The sequence below is a fragment of the candidate division Zixibacteria bacterium HGW-Zixibacteria-1 genome, assembly GCA_002838945.1.
In the GTDB taxonomy this organism is placed as follows: Bacteria; Zixibacteria; MSB-5A5; order GN15; family PGXB01; genus PGXB01.
Map to the genome: position 1 here is coordinate 61,938 of PGXB01000008.1, position 15,383 is coordinate 77,320.

Consider the following 15,383-nt stretch of genomic DNA (forward strand, 5'->3'; position numbering starts at 1 on the left):
ATGGCATCACTCCACAAACAGGTTGTAGCTTATCCGCCCGCCACTTCCGCCTTCTTCTCGAATCTCAATAGTACGCTCCCCTGATCCGGTGATGTATGAGCTTAAATCCAAACCGCCGCTGGCAAAAGTGCCGTCAAAAGGACCCGCGACAGGTGATCCGTCAATATAGACATAAATATTAGAAGGAAGAGTGCCTGCGGCAACACCGATTGCTTCCAGGCCGGCGCCGGTTGAAGATGCCGAGCCCGTGAAAGAGTGTGAGTGAGTAATATTATCGGCCGCTGTTGTCCCTGAATATGAGTGACTATGCGAAGGGCTGGCACTGCTTATGGATAAGGAGTGGCTGTGATTGCCTCCGGCATTGTTGATGGTCAAGGTATGATTATGACTACCCAAGGCACCATTTATGGTCAGCGGATGTGTATGATTACTTGAATCGGGACTGACCGAACCATAGACTACTTGATCATATCCGCCATTATCGATCAAGACATCACCAAGCGCTGCCAGATAATTCCCTGAATGAACGCCAAAAAAATAGAAATTATGATGGTGAGCGCCGCTTTTGGACATTGAATATGAATGGCCATGATTGAGATCGACAGATCCCATGCTATAGCCATGAGAATGCGACAGATTGTAGTCTCCGATTGATCCGGTATGCGTATGGGCGGCACTGGTGGTTCCACTGGTTCCAGAATAAGAATGTGTATGGGAAACCGAAGAAGAAACCACTGTGCCCGAGATATCGTGTGAGTGGGCATTAATACCGTCATGAGTGTGATAAGAAAGAGGTCCCTGATATCCACTGCCGTATAAATATAAGGTGACAGTTGGATTGGCCGTTCTTGCCACGAAAGGCACAACTGTTATGGAGTTGGGATTTATATCCATTATCTGATGATATAAATCACGGCTCTGGATCACGCGTTCTGAGACCACTGAATAGGCCGCCGTGTCCGCTGCATTTGCACTTTGCGCCTTCAGAGAACTGAATGCAAAAGATGTGCTGGATAAATCGGTCAGGATTTCCGAATCCATCCCGATTATTATCCCGAGCCTGAGTTTGCCATGATCGCCAAGTGTTCCCGGAAGGGGATTGGATGAACCCAGATAGTGATTGAATAACCCGTCTTTTACCTGGATCGGCAGATAGCCGTCGGACGACCATATCTCATTATCCAGGGAGTCGATAATTCGGAATTTTATTGAGTAAATATTGTCAGCCACCGGCTTGCCGGTCAGGTCAGTTAAGCGGCCCTGGTAGCTGATTGTGTGTGGAATTTGTGCTGAGACAGCAGTTGTCAGCACGAACAGGACAATGATAGAGCATAGTGACAATAGCCAAATGCGCTTCATAGGTCCCCCCATGTAAAAGGTTAGAAGTAACGCAGTTTATTAGACTACGATGTAGTATTTTGACTCAGATATGTTGACGAATCTAATTGTGCAATCTTCCGACCTTAGAAATACGATTTTCTAAAATGAAATTTTAAGGGTTGTGCTCAAAACCCGTCCAATTATACTAAATGGCAACTTGAAAGTCAATATATCGTAATTAAAAAAACCGCCCGTTGTTAAGGGCGGTTTTGAATTTTGATCGAAATTGTAAACGATCTCAGACGGTCGGCTGGGCACCCTCCGGGCGCGCTTTCTTATGGCGGGTCACTTTGAGGACCTTGCCCGCTTTGAGACAGGAAGTGCAAACTCTGATCTTTTTCACCGTTCCGTCAACATTAGCCCGGACATTCTGAAGGTTCGGATTCCAGCGCCGTTTCGTTATATTATGTGCGTGCGAAATCGCATTTCCGAATACAGGCTTTTTCCCGCATATTTCACAAACTTTAGCCATATCTTCTATCTCCCAAAAAATTTAGACAATCATAATAATAAAAATACCCGAAAAAGCAAGCATATATTTGATTCTTATTTAAGAAATATCGGTAAAATCATCAAAAAAATGCCCATTTCCGGAACGTGGCATCAATAATTTAATAGTAACGCAGTTTGAAATCAACTTGACAAGATGGCTATTATTGTTAAATTAATTAAGGCTAATCAAAACTCATTGAGGTATAACATGATAAAAAAAGAAAAAGATGAAACCATCGAAATTAAAACAGGCTCACTTGAAAATTTGGCGAGAATCTATTCAAATTCCGTAAAATTATCTGTTTCTCTATATGATTTCCAATTAATATTTGGAAATTCAGCTCTTGATTCGCTTTCTGAAAATCAACAGATAGTAGTTCAGCCACAAATCTTAATTCACATGAGCCCGCAGCATTTTAAAGCAATGATGGAGATTTTAAATAGCCATCTAAAAAAGTATGAAGAAACGTTTGGAGAGATTCATATTCCTCAAGATTCGCCAGCAAAAGAGAAAAAGGCTCAAAAAAATTGACAATAAAAAAGCCTAAAATAATCTGGGGCACTCTTGATTTTAAGGGCAATTATGTAGAATTGACCGAGGATGTCCGTCAACATATATTAAAGGGTCATTCATATATGGCCGATTTAATTGATTATGTAAAGGAGGTAATAGAATCCCCTCATGTTGTTGTTCAGTCTGTAATATATGAGGATTCATTAATTCATAGTAGACAGGGCTATAAGAGCGAGGGAACCAGCAATATGTGGCTACATGTTCCCGTATCATATCAGGTAGGTGGAATTGGTTACGTAACTACAGCATACACCCAGTCGACATTAAAGTCGGGCACGATAATATATTGCAAAAAGAAATTATGAACGCGCAATATACATATGATTATGACAAAAGGGCAGACGTTTTATATGCCTTTATTGATAATTTCCGTGGAGAGGGTATAACAGAAGAACCCTTTGAGGGAGTTTTGATACGTAGAGATAAGAAGAATTATACTAATATAATTGGCTTTACTATACTTTATTATAAAAGACAAAAAAGGGATGGATATTTAAAAGATATTCCTTTTTTCGATTTGACGAAAATACCATTTTAACAAGTAGATTTCTTCTATTTGTTTTCCAGCAATACGATACTACCAATATTTTACTTCCCTTGACACCCCCTTTTAAAACCGTTATTTTGTAAAGTTGTATAATGTGGCATACTTTTATAAGATGCTGATTACGTAGTACTTCGGTCATTTTGAGGAATATATGCTGGATTTGAAATTTATCAGGGAAAACCCCGAGCTGGTAAAGCAGGCGGTTATCAATAAAAATGAGTCTGCAGATATCGGCAAAATTCTTGAGCTGGATGAAAAACGCCGGGATGTGATCGGGGAAGTGGAAAAACTTAAGGCGCTGCGGAATACGGTCTCGGAACAGATTGCCGCCAAGAAAAGGAACAAGGAAGACGCCGCCGGGGATATTGCACGGATGAAAGAGGTCGGGCAGGACATCGCCGTCCTTGATAATGACCTCCGGTCGGTTATGGAAGCGCTCGATTATCATATGTTGCGCGTGCCCAACGTCCCCCATGAATCGGTCCCGATCGGACCCGATGAGGCCAGCAATGTCACGGTCAGCGAGTGGGGGGAGATTAATAAGTTCAGCTTCAAGCCGCTTCCCCATTGGGAATTGGGCGAGAAGCTCGATCTGCTGGATCTTCCGGCCGCAACCAAAATTGTCGGCTCCGGCTTTTATGTCCTGAAAGGCGCCGGCGCCCGGTTGCAGCGCGCGCTTATCTCTTTCATGCTGGATACGCATACTGCCGACGGTTTTACCGAAATCGCGCCGCCTTTTATCGCCAACGCCGAGTCCATGACCGGAACCGGCCAACTGCCGAAACTGGCCGATGACATGTATCAGCTCAAGGATGAGAATTTCTATCTGATTCCGACCGGTGAGGTTCCCGTAACGAATCTTCATCGTGATGAGATTCTCACCGAAGAGCAGCTGCCGCTATATTATGCCTGCTATACTCCATGTTTCCGCCGTGAGGCGGGCGCGGCCGGCAAAGATACCCGCGGCACTCTAAGGGTGCATCAGTTCGACAAGGTGGAAATGGTCAAAATTGTCCATCCCGACAGATCTGCCGAAGAACATGAAACCCTGCTCAAACAGGCGGAGAAAATTCTGCGGCTGCTTAAAATCCCCTATCGCGTACGGCTCCTGGCCACCGGCGACCTCTCTTTTGCGGCGGCCAAGTGCTATGATATCGAAATCTGGGCCGCCGGTGTGGAAAAATATCTGGAAATCTCTTCGGTTTCCAATTTCATGGATTTTCAGGCGCGGCGGATGAATACCCGTTTTCGCAATAAAGATAAAAAGGTGCAGTTTGTCCATACCCTGAACGGCTCCGGGGTGGCCCTGGCCAGATTGGTTCCGGCCATTCTCGAGAATTATCAAACCGAGTACGGAAGCATCGTGGTTCCCGAGGCGCTTCGGCCATACATGGGCGGACTGGCAGAGATAACATCACGTGGATAATCGTTCGACCATAAGAATGTCGATCGGCAAGACAACGGTTTTCAAGCTGTTTCTTTTTGTCGGCATTATCATTATTTCGATTGTATTTGTCTGGTACTCGCTTGATGTTATGGCCCAGTTAAAGGCCGATGCCGAACGAATGGCCGCAACATATGTCAGGTTATGGCAGCTCGCCGCGAGTGAAAACTCTTCGGGTGGTGAAGTTCAGATTATTTTTGATGAGGTTATTAAAAAAGCTAATTTCCCGGTAATTATCGGCGATCTCGATGACCAGCCGGTTTTCTGGCGCAATGTCGGCGGGATCGATGAAAACGACCGCTCCGGCGAGAATCTTGCCAGGTTGCGAAAAATCATGCTCGACATGAAGGATGATAAAGGAGCCATTCCGTTGAAATTCGGCAGTCAAACGCTCAGTTATTTCTACTATGGTGACTCCAGGGTAATCCGACAGCTGCAATGGATGCCGTTTGTCGAGCTTGGCCTGGTTGCCGCCTTCATCCTGGTTGGTTTTGTCGGGTTTCAAAATATTCGACGCTCGGAGGAGCGCCATATCTGGGTGGGGATGGCCAAAGAAACGGCTCATCAACTTGGAACCCCGATATCATCCCTGATGGGCTGGCTGGAGATACTTTCCAGCGGGGAGACGGGAAGTCCCGGCCACAACCAAACCGGTGCGATAAATTATGGGGAAACTTTTGATCAAATGAAAACGGATATCACTCGGTTACAGCGTGTGGCCAATCGGTTCGGCCAGATCGGCGCCAAACCGGATCTACACGAGACCGATATCAACAGTCTGATGGATGAGACGGTTGCCTATTATCGCAGGCGCCTGCCGTTTAACGGCAAGGGGCTTGAAATCGGTTTAAGCAGCGGCGACGTGCCGGCTGTTTCCGTTAATGGCGAATTGCTGGCTTGGGTTATAGAAAATTTGATAAAAAACGCTCTTCAGGCGGTCGATCCCCAATCCGGCCGGGTGGATATTAAAACGGCCCTGTCGAAGGACAATCATTTCGTAATTATTGAAGTAATCGATAACGGCAAAGGTATTTCGGCGGGTATTGCCAGAAAAATATTCAGACCCGGTTTTACCACCAAGAAACGTGGCTGGGGACTGGGGCTGACTTTATCCCGAAGAATTATCGAAGAATACCATAAAGGCAAAATATCGCTGGTAAAGTCACGGCCCGGGGAAACCATCTTTCAGGTTGTCCTGCCGATTACCGGAGGATTAAAGGTCAGACGCTTCAGACAGTATGCGTAATACCTTGGGCAAACCTATGAGCTGATTTGGAAGGGAAGTATGAACAGGAAAAAGATATTATGGGTCGATGACGAAATAGATTCCTTAAAACCGCATATCATCTTTCTGGAGCAAAAGGGTTTCGCGGTTATCACCGCCTTATCCGGTGACGATGCCGTGGCCCTGGTGCGCAGCCAGCAACTCGACCTTGTCCTTCTGGATGAAATGATGCCCGGCAAAGACGGTTTGACCACCCTCGAGGAGATAAAGGAGATCAAGCCTCATCTTCCGGTCGTGATGGTGACCAAATCGGAAGAAGAATCGCTTATGGATGAGGCGATCGGCCAGAAAATCGATGATTACCTGACCAAGCCGGTGAATCCTTCGCAGGTTCTGATGGTGGCCAAACGCATTCTGGAAACACGGAAGATCGTCGGCGAAAGCCGGATGAAACGATACATTACCGATATAAACAAGCTCAATCAAAAACTCTATGGTGCCATGGAGCCTCAGGACTGGCTGGAAGCCGCCAGGGTCCTGGCCGGCTGGGATCTGGAGATGGATGACAGCCCCGATGAAGGTTTGATGCAGACACACCTCGGATCGCGCCATGAGCTGAATATCGAGTTTACCAAATACCTCGAGAAAAATTATTCCAAATGGATCACATCCGATCAAAGACCGACCCTGTCGCCGGATGTCCTTCACAATTATATGATACCACTGCTTAAAGGCGGTAATAAGGTCCTTTTGCTGGTTGTCGACTGCATGCGTCTCGATCAATGGCTGACCGTTGAGCCGTTGCTGTCGGAGTTTTACAATATAAATCGCGATACCTATTTCTCGATCCTGCCAAGTGCCACGCCGTTCGCCCGCAATGCCCTGTTTGCCGGTCTTTTTCCGGATGATATCTCGAAAAAATATCGGGATATTTACAGGGAGGGTGATGAAGGATCCCTGAACCGGTCGGAAGACAGATTGCTGCATGACTTGCTGGAGCGCGAAGGGATCAAGCTTTCCGGGAACGTCCGATATGAGAAAATTTTCGACAACACCGAGGGTGAAGCATTAGCTAAAAGGGTGGCCGATTACTATCAATCGGACATGGTCGCTTTCGTTTTCAATTTCCTCGATATCCTGGCCCACGGCCGTTCCAACAATATCATTCTTCGTGAAATTGCCGGGAGCGAAGCGGCCTTTCGGTCGCTCATGAAAAGCTGGTTCATACATTCGCCGTTATATACCATCATGAAGGCTTTTGCCTCGCGTGATTTTACCGTTATTGTCACCTCCGATCACGGCTCGGTCCTGTGTTCCCGGGGAACTATGGCGCACGGTAAGAAGGATACTTCGACCAACCTCAGATATAAGTACGGCGATAATCTGAACTGTGATCCCAAAGATGCCTGGTTGATCAAAAAACCCGAAGATTACCGTCTTCCCAAATTCGGCCTGGCCACCACGTACCTGATTGCCAAGGAAGATTATTTCTTTGTGTATCCGAACAACTATAATGAATACATCAGACAATTCAGCAACTCCTTCCAGCACGGCGGCATCTCGCTTGAAGAGATGGTAGTGCCGGTTGCCGTCATGACTCCCCGATAATGAAGATAAATCAGACAGACAGTTTTATGATTTCCCGTTCGGTGGAAGAGACCATGGAACTCGGGCGCAGGAAGGCCGCCGAACTTAAAAGCGGCGACGTTATATCTTTAAGCGGCCCGCTGGGAGCCGGCAAGACCTGCCTTATAAAAGGAATTGCCGCCGGTCTGGGAATTAATGCCGGCGATGTCAGGTCCCCATCATTCACACTTGTAAATGAGCTTTACGGCAAAATGCCGCTTTATCATTTTGATTTGTACCGGATGAAAAATATCAGCGAATTATATGAAATCGGCTGGGATGATTATCTGATGCGAGAGGGTATTACGGTCGTCGAGTGGGGCGAAAAAGCGGGGGATATGATGCCCCGGGACAGCATAAAAATAGAAATCAAAATAGTCTCCGAAAAGAGACGGAAGATTTTTATTTCATATTTTAACAAGCCGGCTGGTTGAAGCAATGATGTCAAAGGGAAAAAACATCCTCGCCATAGACAGTTCCACATCGGTATTACGAGTGGGCCTGGCGGCCGATTCCGGGCAATTATATGAAGCTGAGAATCATGACCGTTACCGCCATGCCGAGTTTATTTTCAAATTGATTGAAGACGTCATGAATCGGGCACAATTGGATAAAGACGACATCGATGTTATTATGATTGCGACCGGTCCCGGCTCTTTCACGGGCCTTCGGGTCGGGATGGCCTCGGCCAAAGCATTGGCCGTTTCCCTGGAAATTCCCATTGTCGGTCTGTCGATATATTCCGCCATTTCCGGGAGATTATTCCGCGAATATGGGCGGACGGCGGTCCTGGTTCCTTCTCGTCGCAATGAGTACTACATCGGGTTGATTGAATCACCGGATTTTAATGACACCCTTATTTCGGTAATCACGGCAGAGGAACTCAAAAATAGATCGAATCTCCCGCCGCTTCTGGGAATTGATCTTGACATGAGCCGTCTGGAAATTTCGGATAACAGGATTGTCGATGATATTTCTTTTCGATTGAATATAATTGATCTAATCAATACCGGTCTAGCCCGCCTTCAGAAATCGGGGGGCGACGACATCGCACGATTAGAACCTTTATATATCCAGGATTTCAAACCGGGGGGGACGAAATGAATCAGCCTGTCAGGACCGATCTGAAGAATTTCAAAATCAGGCCGATGACTTCGGTCGATGTTTCCAAAATCGTTCTTATGGAGATTGAAATTTTCACCGATCCGTGGCCAAAAGCTGCTTTTACGGAAGAGTTGAACCGACCCAACCGGGGCGTCCTGATTGCCGAAAGTGATGGAGTCATAACAGGTTACGCGGCTTATATAGTCTCTTTCGGGGAGGCCCATCTGACCAATATTGCCGTGTCTCCGTCTTATCGGGGAAAAAATATTGCTAAAATATTATTAAATAGTATCTTGGGAATCGCAAGGGAAGCCGAGTGCGAGAATATTTTCCTTGATGTCCGGCCCAGCAATATGCCGGCAATTGAATTATACCGTAAATTCGGTTTCTATGAATTATATACCAGACCGAACTACTATCACAGTCCGGCCGAGGACGCGATGGTAATGGTCAAGAATCTCAGGGAAGAAGACGGAAAGAATGGACTGGTTTAAGAAAGCCAAACCCGGTCTGACCGGTGTGGAAAGAAAAGAAATTCCCGACGGACTCTGGTCCAAGTGTCCCGAGTGCGGCGAAATTATATATACCCGGCAGCTTGAAGAAGGTCTCTGGGTATGCCCCAATTGCGAATATCATTTTAGAATCCCCAGCCTGAAATATATCAAGATGATTCTGGACAATGGGGTGCTCGAAGAATATGATCTCGATCTGGAATCAAAGGATCCGCTGAAATTCAAGGACTCAAAAAAGTATCCCGACCGAATCCGTGCCGCGCAGATCAAATCGGGACTAAAGGATGCAGTGCGGGCCGGTATCGCCAAAATCGACTCGATTGAAGTTTCTTTTGCAATAATGGATTTTAATTTTGTCGGCGGTTCAATGGGATCGGTCGTCGGCGAAAAAATAGCGCGCGCCATTGAGCGGGCTATTGAACGGGAAATCCCCCTTATTATCGTTTCCTGTTCAGGCGGGGCCCGGATGCAGGAAGGTATCCTGTCGCTGATGCAGATGGCCAAAACCTCGGCCCTGCTGGCTGTCTTGGCCGAGAAGAAAATTCCGTTTATTTCGGTCCTGACAAATCCGACCACAGCCGGTGTCATGGCCAGCTATGCTTCGCTGGGCGATGTCATCATTGCCGAGCCCAAGGCGTTGCTCGGCTTCGCCGGGCCGCGCGTCATTCAACAGACAATCGGTCAGGATTTGCCCAAAGGTTTTCAGTCCTCGGAGTTTTTCAAGGAAAAAGGATTTCTGGACAAAATCGTGAATCGGACACAGCTCCGCGAGACCCTGATTCTCCTGTTAAAATATTTCCAGAGATAGAACTATGTCAAATCTTAAGGGTGGCTATTCTGCGGCTATTGATTTTATTTTACGCCGTGAGCTTTTCGGAGTAAAACTCGGCCTGGATAATATTTCCAGATTGTTGAACAGAATCGATAACCCGCAGAACCGTTTCCAATCGGTCCTGATAGCCGGTACCAACGGCAAAGGTTCATCGGCTGCCTATATCGAATCGATTCTTCGCCAGGCCGGATTTAAAACCGGCATTTTCACCTCGCCGCATCTTGTTGACTATCGAGAAAGAATCCGGGTTAATGGACGGCAGATCGACAAAAATTATGTGACTGATTTTATCGGAAATTACAAAGGAATTATTTCCCGCAATCGAATTACATTTTTCGAAACCTGCACCGCCCTTGCGTTCGCATATTTTGCCGATAAAAAAGTCGATATCGCCGTGGTTGAAGTCGGACTTGGCGGGCGCCTCGATGCCACCAATACGCTGATGCCGGTCTTGTCGATTATTACCGATATCTCTTTCGATCATGTTCATATCCTTGGCGATACCCTGACCAAAATAGCCTATGAAAAAGCGGGCATCATAAAACCGGGCGTTCCGGCCCTTATCGGTATTATGAAGCCGGAGCCGCGCCATGAAATCGCCCGGGTATGCCGTGAGCGGAAGGCGCCGCTGACATATTTACGGCCCGCCGATTTTGCCTCCAATGGGCGCCCTTTCCGGTTTGATTACATTGGTGAGAGCCCGGGATTAAATAAAATAGAACCTTCACTTCCCGGTCATCACCAGACCAAAAACGCCGCTCTGGCTATTAAGGCCATCGAGCTTCTTCGTCGTGACGGTTTCCGGATTGGTCGCGGGCATATTCGAAACGGGCTCCGTCAGGCCGAGTGGCCGGGCCGCTTTCAAACTATCAAAGTTCCCGGCAAGCCCACCCTGATTCTTGATGTGGGGCACAATCCGGCCGGAATAAAGGCCCTGGTCGAGTGTTTCAAGACACTTTATCCGGGAAGAAAGGCCGATATTGTTATTGGCTTTGTTAAAAATAAGGATATCGAGCAATCGATTGGATATATCCAGCCAATCACGGCAAGAGTCGAAGTCGTGCGATTGAACACTCATCGCACGGCCGATCCGACCGATGTCGCCTCATATTTCAAAAAAATCAAATCGGTCAGAATCTCGGATTCCGTGGTGGAATCTTTTAAGAGACTCGTTAATTCAGCCGATCCTGACGATATTATTATTATCTGCGGATCTCATTATGCCGTGGGCGATTTTTTGGCCAATAAGAATAAAATATTATGACGTCCCGGAAAAAAAATAAAAGCGGCAAAACGCCTGAAGGCCGAACCGCCGTAAAAAAGACTGCTCAAAAGACCCTTTCGGTTAAGACAGAGCTGCCTTTCGATGCGGAAAAACTGTCGCAATTGTCGTTTGAAAAGAGTCGTGACTCTATTTTCTGGATAGGCCCCAATGCCCGTTTTTTATACGTGAACGATGCCGCCTGCAAAAATCTCGGTTATACTCGTAAGCAGTTATTGGGGATGGCTGTCTTTGACATTGATCCCAATTTTGATGAAAAAGTCTGGACGGATCATTGGGAAAAACTGAAAAAAGCGACCATGCTGACCCTTGAAAGTACCCATAAGCGCAAGGATGGTACTGTTTTTCCGGTCGAGATTACGATTAATTACCTCGAGTTTAATGACCGCCAGTACAATTGTGCCCATGCTCGGGATATCACCCATCGTCGAATGGCCGAAAGCGCTTTGAAGGAAAGTGAGGAAAAATTTCGATTGCTTTCCGAGCAGGGCATTCTTGCGATCGTTATCATTCAGGATGGGCTGATAAAATTCGCCAACCAGGCCATCTCGGAGTTGACCGAGTATTCTATTGAGGAAATGATGAGCTGGGGCAAGAACGAATTCGGGAAAACAGTTCATCCCGATGATCGACCCTTTGTAATGGACCAGGCGGCCAGAAAACAGAGAGGCGAGACCGATGTCGTCAATCACTATTCATATCGGACGATTACCGAGTCGGGCAGGCAAAAATGGGTGGACCTGTATTCGAAGACGGTTATTTATGGCGGTAGAAATGCTGATTTTGTCTCCATGGTCGATATCACCCCGAGAAAAGAAGCCGATGATATTCTCAAAAAGGCGCATCACGAATTGGAATTTCTGGTCGAAGAGCGCACTGTCGAATTGACCGAATCCAACCGGCTCCTTAAACGAAGAATTTTCGATTTGTACACGATTTTCGAATTAAGCCGCAATTTCAATGCGGTTCTCAATTATGAGACTCTGCTCGATTCATTTGTCCTGACATCGCTGGGACAGATGGGAGCGGCCAAGGCCGCTTTGTACCTGCCGCGCCCCTACGAGCACAAGAATTTTTACATAGCAAGAGTAAAAGGCTCACCGCCCTTTCCCAGTGAAGAATTGACCATTCATCCGGACGGAGAATTCGGGAAGTACATAACCGCCTACAATCGCCCGGTCTATATCAATGATATTTCGCGCAAACTGCAGACCGACGGCGAATTATTTTTCGTGAAATATTTCGAGAATGGTTTGGTGGTACCTTTGATTTTTCAAACAAAGCTCCGCGGCGTGCTGATTATTTCCCAGAAAGAATCGGGCCAGAGATTTCAGGACGAAGATATCGAGTTTCTTTCGATTCTGGCGAATCAGACGGCGGTTTCCATCGAAAACGCCCGGTTGTACGAGTCGGAGAAAGAGGCGATCGATAAGCTTCAGAAAACCCAGAGGCTTCTCCTGCAAACAGAGCGTCTGGCCGTGGCCGGCGAATTATCGGCCAAAATTGCGCATGAAGTAAACAATCCTCTTGGAATTATAAAAAATTATCTCCAGCTTCTTGAACGTCAGAACCAATCACCCGAAAAAAACACTGAGTATATTAATATTGTCGGTCAGGAGATAGACAGAATTGCCATGATTGTGCGCCAGTTATTGAATATTAACCGGCCGATGCGAATCAAGTTTGTCAGAACAAATTTGTATCAGATTATGAAGGAAGTGCTGTCGTTAATGAATCGCCAATTGGAAAATGCCAATATAAAAACCATCATGGAAGTCCAGGAACCTCTTCCTGAAGTCATGGCCTGGCCCGATGGAATTAAGCAGGTTTTTATGAACCTGCTGTTGAATTCCAGGGATGCCATGCCGAACGGGGGCGAAGTCTTCATCCGGATTTCGCATGAGACGCATAAGGTCCAGGTGCTGCTGGAGGATACCGGGTGCGGCATTGATGCCAAGCATATTCCGCATATTTTCGAGCCGTTCTATTCGACCAAGGAGGGCGGCGGTTCGGGCCTGGGGCTTTCGGTCAGCCGCGGAATCATTACCAACCACAGCGGAACAATCGAGTTTTTCAATGGCAAAAAGGGCGGCTGCTTCAAGATAGTCCTGCCGATCGACCAGGAGGAGGGTGATTATGAGTGGCGCATCTGAGAAAATCCTTGTCGTCGATGATGAAGCGCGCATGTGCGATTCGTTGTTTGAGCTTTTCTCCAACAGCGGCCATGCCGTGACCACCACTCAGTCATCAAGCAAAGCCATAAAATTAATCAAGAGTAAACCTTTTGATTTGATCGTCACCGATATAAAAATGCCGGAGTATTCCGGTCTGGATATTCTTAAGGCCGCCAAAGAGGTCGATCCGGAAATGATTGTCATTCTGATGACCGGCTACGCTTCATTGGAATCATCGCTTGACGCCATCAAGAACGGCGCCTTCGAATATCTTCTAAAGCCGGTGGAATTTTCGCAGCTCGAAATTTCAGTTCGGCGCGGACTGGAAATCAGGCAGGCAAATATTGACCGAAAAAAGCTTCTTGAGGAACTCAAGATTTCCAATATGAATCTTAATAACCGGCTCCAGGAAATCAACGCGCTCTATGAAGCGGGGCGCTCCCTGGCACACACCACCGAACTTGGCAGACTTCTCGAAAAGATTGTCCAATTGGCCGCCGGCGTCACCCAGGCCGAAATCGGATCACTGATGCTGATCAGTTCATACGATGATTGCCTGACTATAGAAGCGTCCATCGGTCTCGAGTCCAAACTTGCCGAAACCGTCCGGTTGCCGATCGGTTCTTCGATTGCCGGCCATGTCGCCCAGAATGGCGAACCGCTTATCATCAAAAATGTCGAAGAGGATGAGCGCTTCAAGCGGATCAACAAGGAACGATATTCGTCGGCGTCGCTGCTTTGTGTGCCCCTGAAAGTCTCGAATCGGGTTTTGGGCGTTATAAATATGGCCAATAAAAAAGACGGTCAGGTCTTCAGTAACCATGACCTCAAACTTCTGACGACCTTTGCCTCCCAGGCGGCAGTGGCAATTGATGATGCCCGACAATTCGAGGATAACCTCCGCAAGCTGAAAGAGTTTTCTGTCCTGTTCGAGTTATCCCGGAAATTGTCCGCCGTCGGCTCGGTTTCAGCCATGCGGAACGCCGTCTTTGAATATATGAAGAAATTAATGACGATTGATTTCGCGCTCTGGTTCGAATGGCAGCCGCTGTCCAACTGCCTTAAGCCGGTAGGGGCCACCGGGACCGGTATTCCCCTGACCGAAAGCGGCTCCATTAATCTTGACCTGATTAATGCCGATGAAGTTATCCTGGAAAATCTGGAACTGGAAAAACTCGATTTCGATAATGTCGACGCTTTCTCTTCGATTCTGCGGGAAAAAATCAATAAATGCACGGCGTATCCAAAGCCGGGGCCGAATTTTACCGCCCTGCCGGTGATGCAGGAAGGTGTTCTCAAACATATTTTCTGCATCGGTTCGGGAAGTGATCGTCCTTATTCCAGCCAGGAGATTTCTCTGGCCCGGTTGATTATTTCCCAGGCATCCGGTTTATATGAAAGAGAAAAGGCGCTGTTAAACGCCACCCGCCTTCTGACTATGGGCAATATGATTTCCGAGATATCTCATGACCTTCGCAAGCCGTTGACCAATATCAAAGGGTGGATCCAAATTCTAAGCGAGAAATGGCCCCAGGTTGCCAAAGATACCGCCTTCTATGGAATGGCCGAGGAAGAAATCCAGCGGCTCAACGAACTGGTGACGGAACTTGTCGATTTTTCCAAACCGCATAAGTATGAAACCGAAATCAGGGACATTCGGGCGATAATCAAGCGGGCCGCCGAATTTGTCGGCCCCGAACTGAGGAAAAAACACATTTCGTTAAAAGAAGAATACGACGATTGCAATTACGAAATAGCCATGAACAAAAACCAGATTCTTGAGGTCTTCCTGAATTTGTTCCTGAATTCCATCGATGCCATGAAAGACGGCGGCGTCCTGAAGGTAATCGGCAAAATCAGCCGACCTTCTTTTAAAAATAAAGACTATTTGACCGTCGTGGTCGCTGACACCGGTCATGGCATAAAACAAGAGAATCTCGCCAAAATCTTCGATAGATATTATACCACCAAAGAAACCGGCACCGGATTGGGCCTGGTAGTCGTGGAAAGGATTATTGCCGCTCATGGGGGCACGCTTGAAGTTAAGTCGGAATTTGGGCAGGGTACCGACTTTATCCTATATTTCCAAATTTAATAATTGCAAAATATTGCAAAATTTAGCATAATATTTGCCAAAGTCGGTTGATTTTTTATTTCCGATGACGATAAATATAAAAAACTGCAAAAGATT

At 46.9% G+C, this 15,383-nt stretch carries 15 protein-coding genes; 13 read left to right on the forward strand and 2 right to left on the reverse strand.

Features of this window, described 5'->3' with window-relative positions; all coding sequences use genetic code 11:
- Positions 1 to 6: 6 nt before the first annotated feature.
- Together CVT49_04970 and rpmB are read right to left on the reverse strand one after the other, a co-directional pair.
- Positions 7 to 1,230, reverse strand: coding sequence for a hypothetical protein (locus tag CVT49_04970; GenBank protein ID PKK84152.1), 1,224 nt, complete (start codon positions 1,228 to 1,230; stop codon positions 7 to 9).
- Between the two features lie 388 nt (positions 1,231 to 1,618).
- Positions 1,619 to 1,852 carry a 50S ribosomal protein L28 gene (gene rpmB / locus CVT49_04975; protein ID PKK84153.1) on the reverse strand — a complete coding sequence of 78 codons (234 nt, stop codon included), beginning with the start codon at positions 1,850 to 1,852 and terminating at the stop codon, positions 1,619 to 1,621.
- Positions 1,853 to 2,026: 174 nt separating this feature from the next.
- Between rpmB and CVT49_04980 the strand changes: the two genes are divergently transcribed.
- The 13 genes from CVT49_04980 (at position 2,027) to CVT49_05040 (ending at position 15,287) form a co-directional block, all read left to right on the forward strand.
- Positions 2,027 to 2,404: a hypothetical protein gene (locus tag CVT49_04980; GenBank protein PKK84154.1), complete on the forward strand. Its 378-nt coding sequence runs from the start codon at positions 2,027 to 2,029 to the stop codon at positions 2,402 to 2,404.
- Positions 2,401 to 2,751 carry a hypothetical protein gene (locus tag CVT49_04985; protein PKK84155.1) on the forward strand — a complete coding sequence of 117 codons (351 nt, stop codon included), beginning with the start codon at positions 2,401 to 2,403 and terminating at the stop codon, positions 2,749 to 2,751. Before CVT49_04980 ends, CVT49_04985 begins: the two co-directional genes overlap by 4 nt.
- Positions 2,748 to 2,984: a hypothetical protein gene (locus tag CVT49_04990; GenBank protein PKK84156.1), complete on the forward strand. Its 237-nt coding sequence runs from the start codon at positions 2,748 to 2,750 to the stop codon at positions 2,982 to 2,984. Before CVT49_04985 ends, CVT49_04990 begins: the two co-directional genes overlap by 4 nt.
- 160 nt (positions 2,985 to 3,144) lie before the next feature.
- Positions 3,145 to 4,419 (forward strand): serine--tRNA ligase, encoded by a 1,275-nt coding sequence (locus CVT49_04995; GenBank protein ID PKK84157.1) that lies wholly within the window; start codon positions 3,145 to 3,147, stop codon positions 4,417 to 4,419.
- Positions 4,412 to 5,683: a two-component sensor histidine kinase gene (locus CVT49_05000; GenBank protein ID PKK84158.1), complete on the forward strand. Its 1,272-nt coding sequence runs from the start codon at positions 4,412 to 4,414 to the stop codon at positions 5,681 to 5,683. The genes CVT49_04995 and CVT49_05000 overlap by 8 nt, the downstream gene beginning before the upstream one ends.
- 39 nt (positions 5,684 to 5,722) lie before the next feature.
- Positions 5,723 to 7,270 (forward strand): PglZ domain-containing protein, encoded by a 1,548-nt coding sequence (locus CVT49_05005; GenBank protein ID PKK84159.1) that lies wholly within the window; start codon positions 5,723 to 5,725, stop codon positions 7,268 to 7,270.
- Between the two features lie 26 nt (positions 7,271 to 7,296).
- Positions 7,297 to 7,722 (forward strand): tRNA (adenosine(37)-N6)-threonylcarbamoyltransferase complex ATPase subunit type 1 TsaE, encoded by a 426-nt coding sequence (locus CVT49_05010; protein PKK84190.1) that lies wholly within the window; start codon positions 7,297 to 7,299, stop codon positions 7,720 to 7,722.
- 4 nt (positions 7,723 to 7,726) lie between these two features.
- The gene (tsaB, locus tag CVT49_05015; GenBank protein PKK84160.1) at positions 7,727 to 8,392 is read left to right on the forward strand and encodes a tRNA (adenosine(37)-N6)-threonylcarbamoyltransferase complex dimerization subunit type 1 TsaB; all 666 of its coding nucleotides are present in this window, start codon (positions 7,727 to 7,729) and stop codon (positions 8,390 to 8,392) included.
- Entirely contained in the window at positions 8,389 to 8,886 is a 498-nt protein-coding gene (rimI, locus tag CVT49_05020) for a ribosomal-protein-alanine N-acetyltransferase (GenBank protein ID PKK84161.1), read from the forward strand. The genes tsaB and rimI overlap by 4 nt, the downstream gene beginning before the upstream one ends.
- A complete protein-coding gene (locus CVT49_05025) occupies positions 8,873 to 9,712 on the forward strand; it encodes an acetyl-CoA carboxylase carboxyl transferase subunit beta (protein PKK84162.1) in 840 nt (279 codons plus the stop codon). Before rimI ends, CVT49_05025 begins: the two co-directional genes overlap by 14 nt.
- Before the next feature lie 4 nt (positions 9,713 to 9,716).
- On the forward strand, positions 9,717 to 11,000 hold the full coding sequence (locus CVT49_05030; protein PKK84163.1) for a hypothetical protein: 1,284 nt from the start codon (positions 9,717 to 9,719) through the stop codon (positions 10,998 to 11,000).
- Positions 10,997 to 13,171: a hypothetical protein gene (locus tag CVT49_05035; protein PKK84164.1), complete on the forward strand. Its 2,175-nt coding sequence runs from the start codon at positions 10,997 to 10,999 to the stop codon at positions 13,169 to 13,171. The genes CVT49_05030 and CVT49_05035 overlap by 4 nt, the downstream gene beginning before the upstream one ends.
- Positions 13,155 to 15,287, forward strand: a complete 2,133-nt coding sequence (locus CVT49_05040) for a hypothetical protein (GenBank protein ID PKK84165.1) — start codon at positions 13,155 to 13,157, stop codon at positions 15,285 to 15,287. The genes CVT49_05035 and CVT49_05040 overlap by 17 nt, the downstream gene beginning before the upstream one ends.
- The last annotated feature ends 96 nt before the right edge of the window (positions 15,288 to 15,383 follow it).

Excerpts from the sequence above, each read along its gene's own strand:
- rpmB (PKK84153.1), bottom strand. The coding sequence starts at position 1,852 with ATGGCTAAAGTTTGTGAAATATGCGGGAAAAAGCCTGTATTCGGAAAT.
- CVT49_04980 (PKK84154.1), top strand. The coding sequence starts at position 2,027 with ATGGCTATTATTGTTAAATTAATTAAGGCTAATCAAAACTCATTGAGG.
- CVT49_04990 (PKK84156.1), top strand. The coding sequence starts at position 2,748 with ATGAACGCGCAATATACATATGATTATGACAAAAGGGCAGACGTTTTA.
- CVT49_04995 (PKK84157.1), top strand. The coding sequence starts at position 3,145 with ATGCTGGATTTGAAATTTATCAGGGAAAACCCCGAGCTGGTAAAGCAG.
- CVT49_05005 (PKK84159.1), top strand. The coding sequence starts at position 5,723 with ATGAACAGGAAAAAGATATTATGGGTCGATGACGAAATAGATTCCTTA.
- CVT49_05010 (PKK84190.1), top strand. The coding sequence starts at position 7,297 with ATGATTTCCCGTTCGGTGGAAGAGACCATGGAACTCGGGCGCAGGAAG.
- tsaB (PKK84160.1), top strand. The coding sequence starts at position 7,727 with ATGATGTCAAAGGGAAAAAACATCCTCGCCATAGACAGTTCCACATCG.
- rimI (PKK84161.1), top strand. The coding sequence starts at position 8,389 with ATGAATCAGCCTGTCAGGACCGATCTGAAGAATTTCAAAATCAGGCCG.
- CVT49_05025 (PKK84162.1), top strand. The coding sequence starts at position 8,873 with ATGGACTGGTTTAAGAAAGCCAAACCCGGTCTGACCGGTGTGGAAAGA.
- CVT49_05030 (PKK84163.1), top strand. The coding sequence starts at position 9,717 with ATGTCAAATCTTAAGGGTGGCTATTCTGCGGCTATTGATTTTATTTTA.
- CVT49_05035 (PKK84164.1), top strand. The coding sequence starts at position 10,997 with ATGACGTCCCGGAAAAAAAATAAAAGCGGCAAAACGCCTGAAGGCCGA.
- CVT49_05040 (PKK84165.1), top strand. The coding sequence starts at position 13,155 with ATGAGTGGCGCATCTGAGAAAATCCTTGTCGTCGATGATGAAGCGCGC.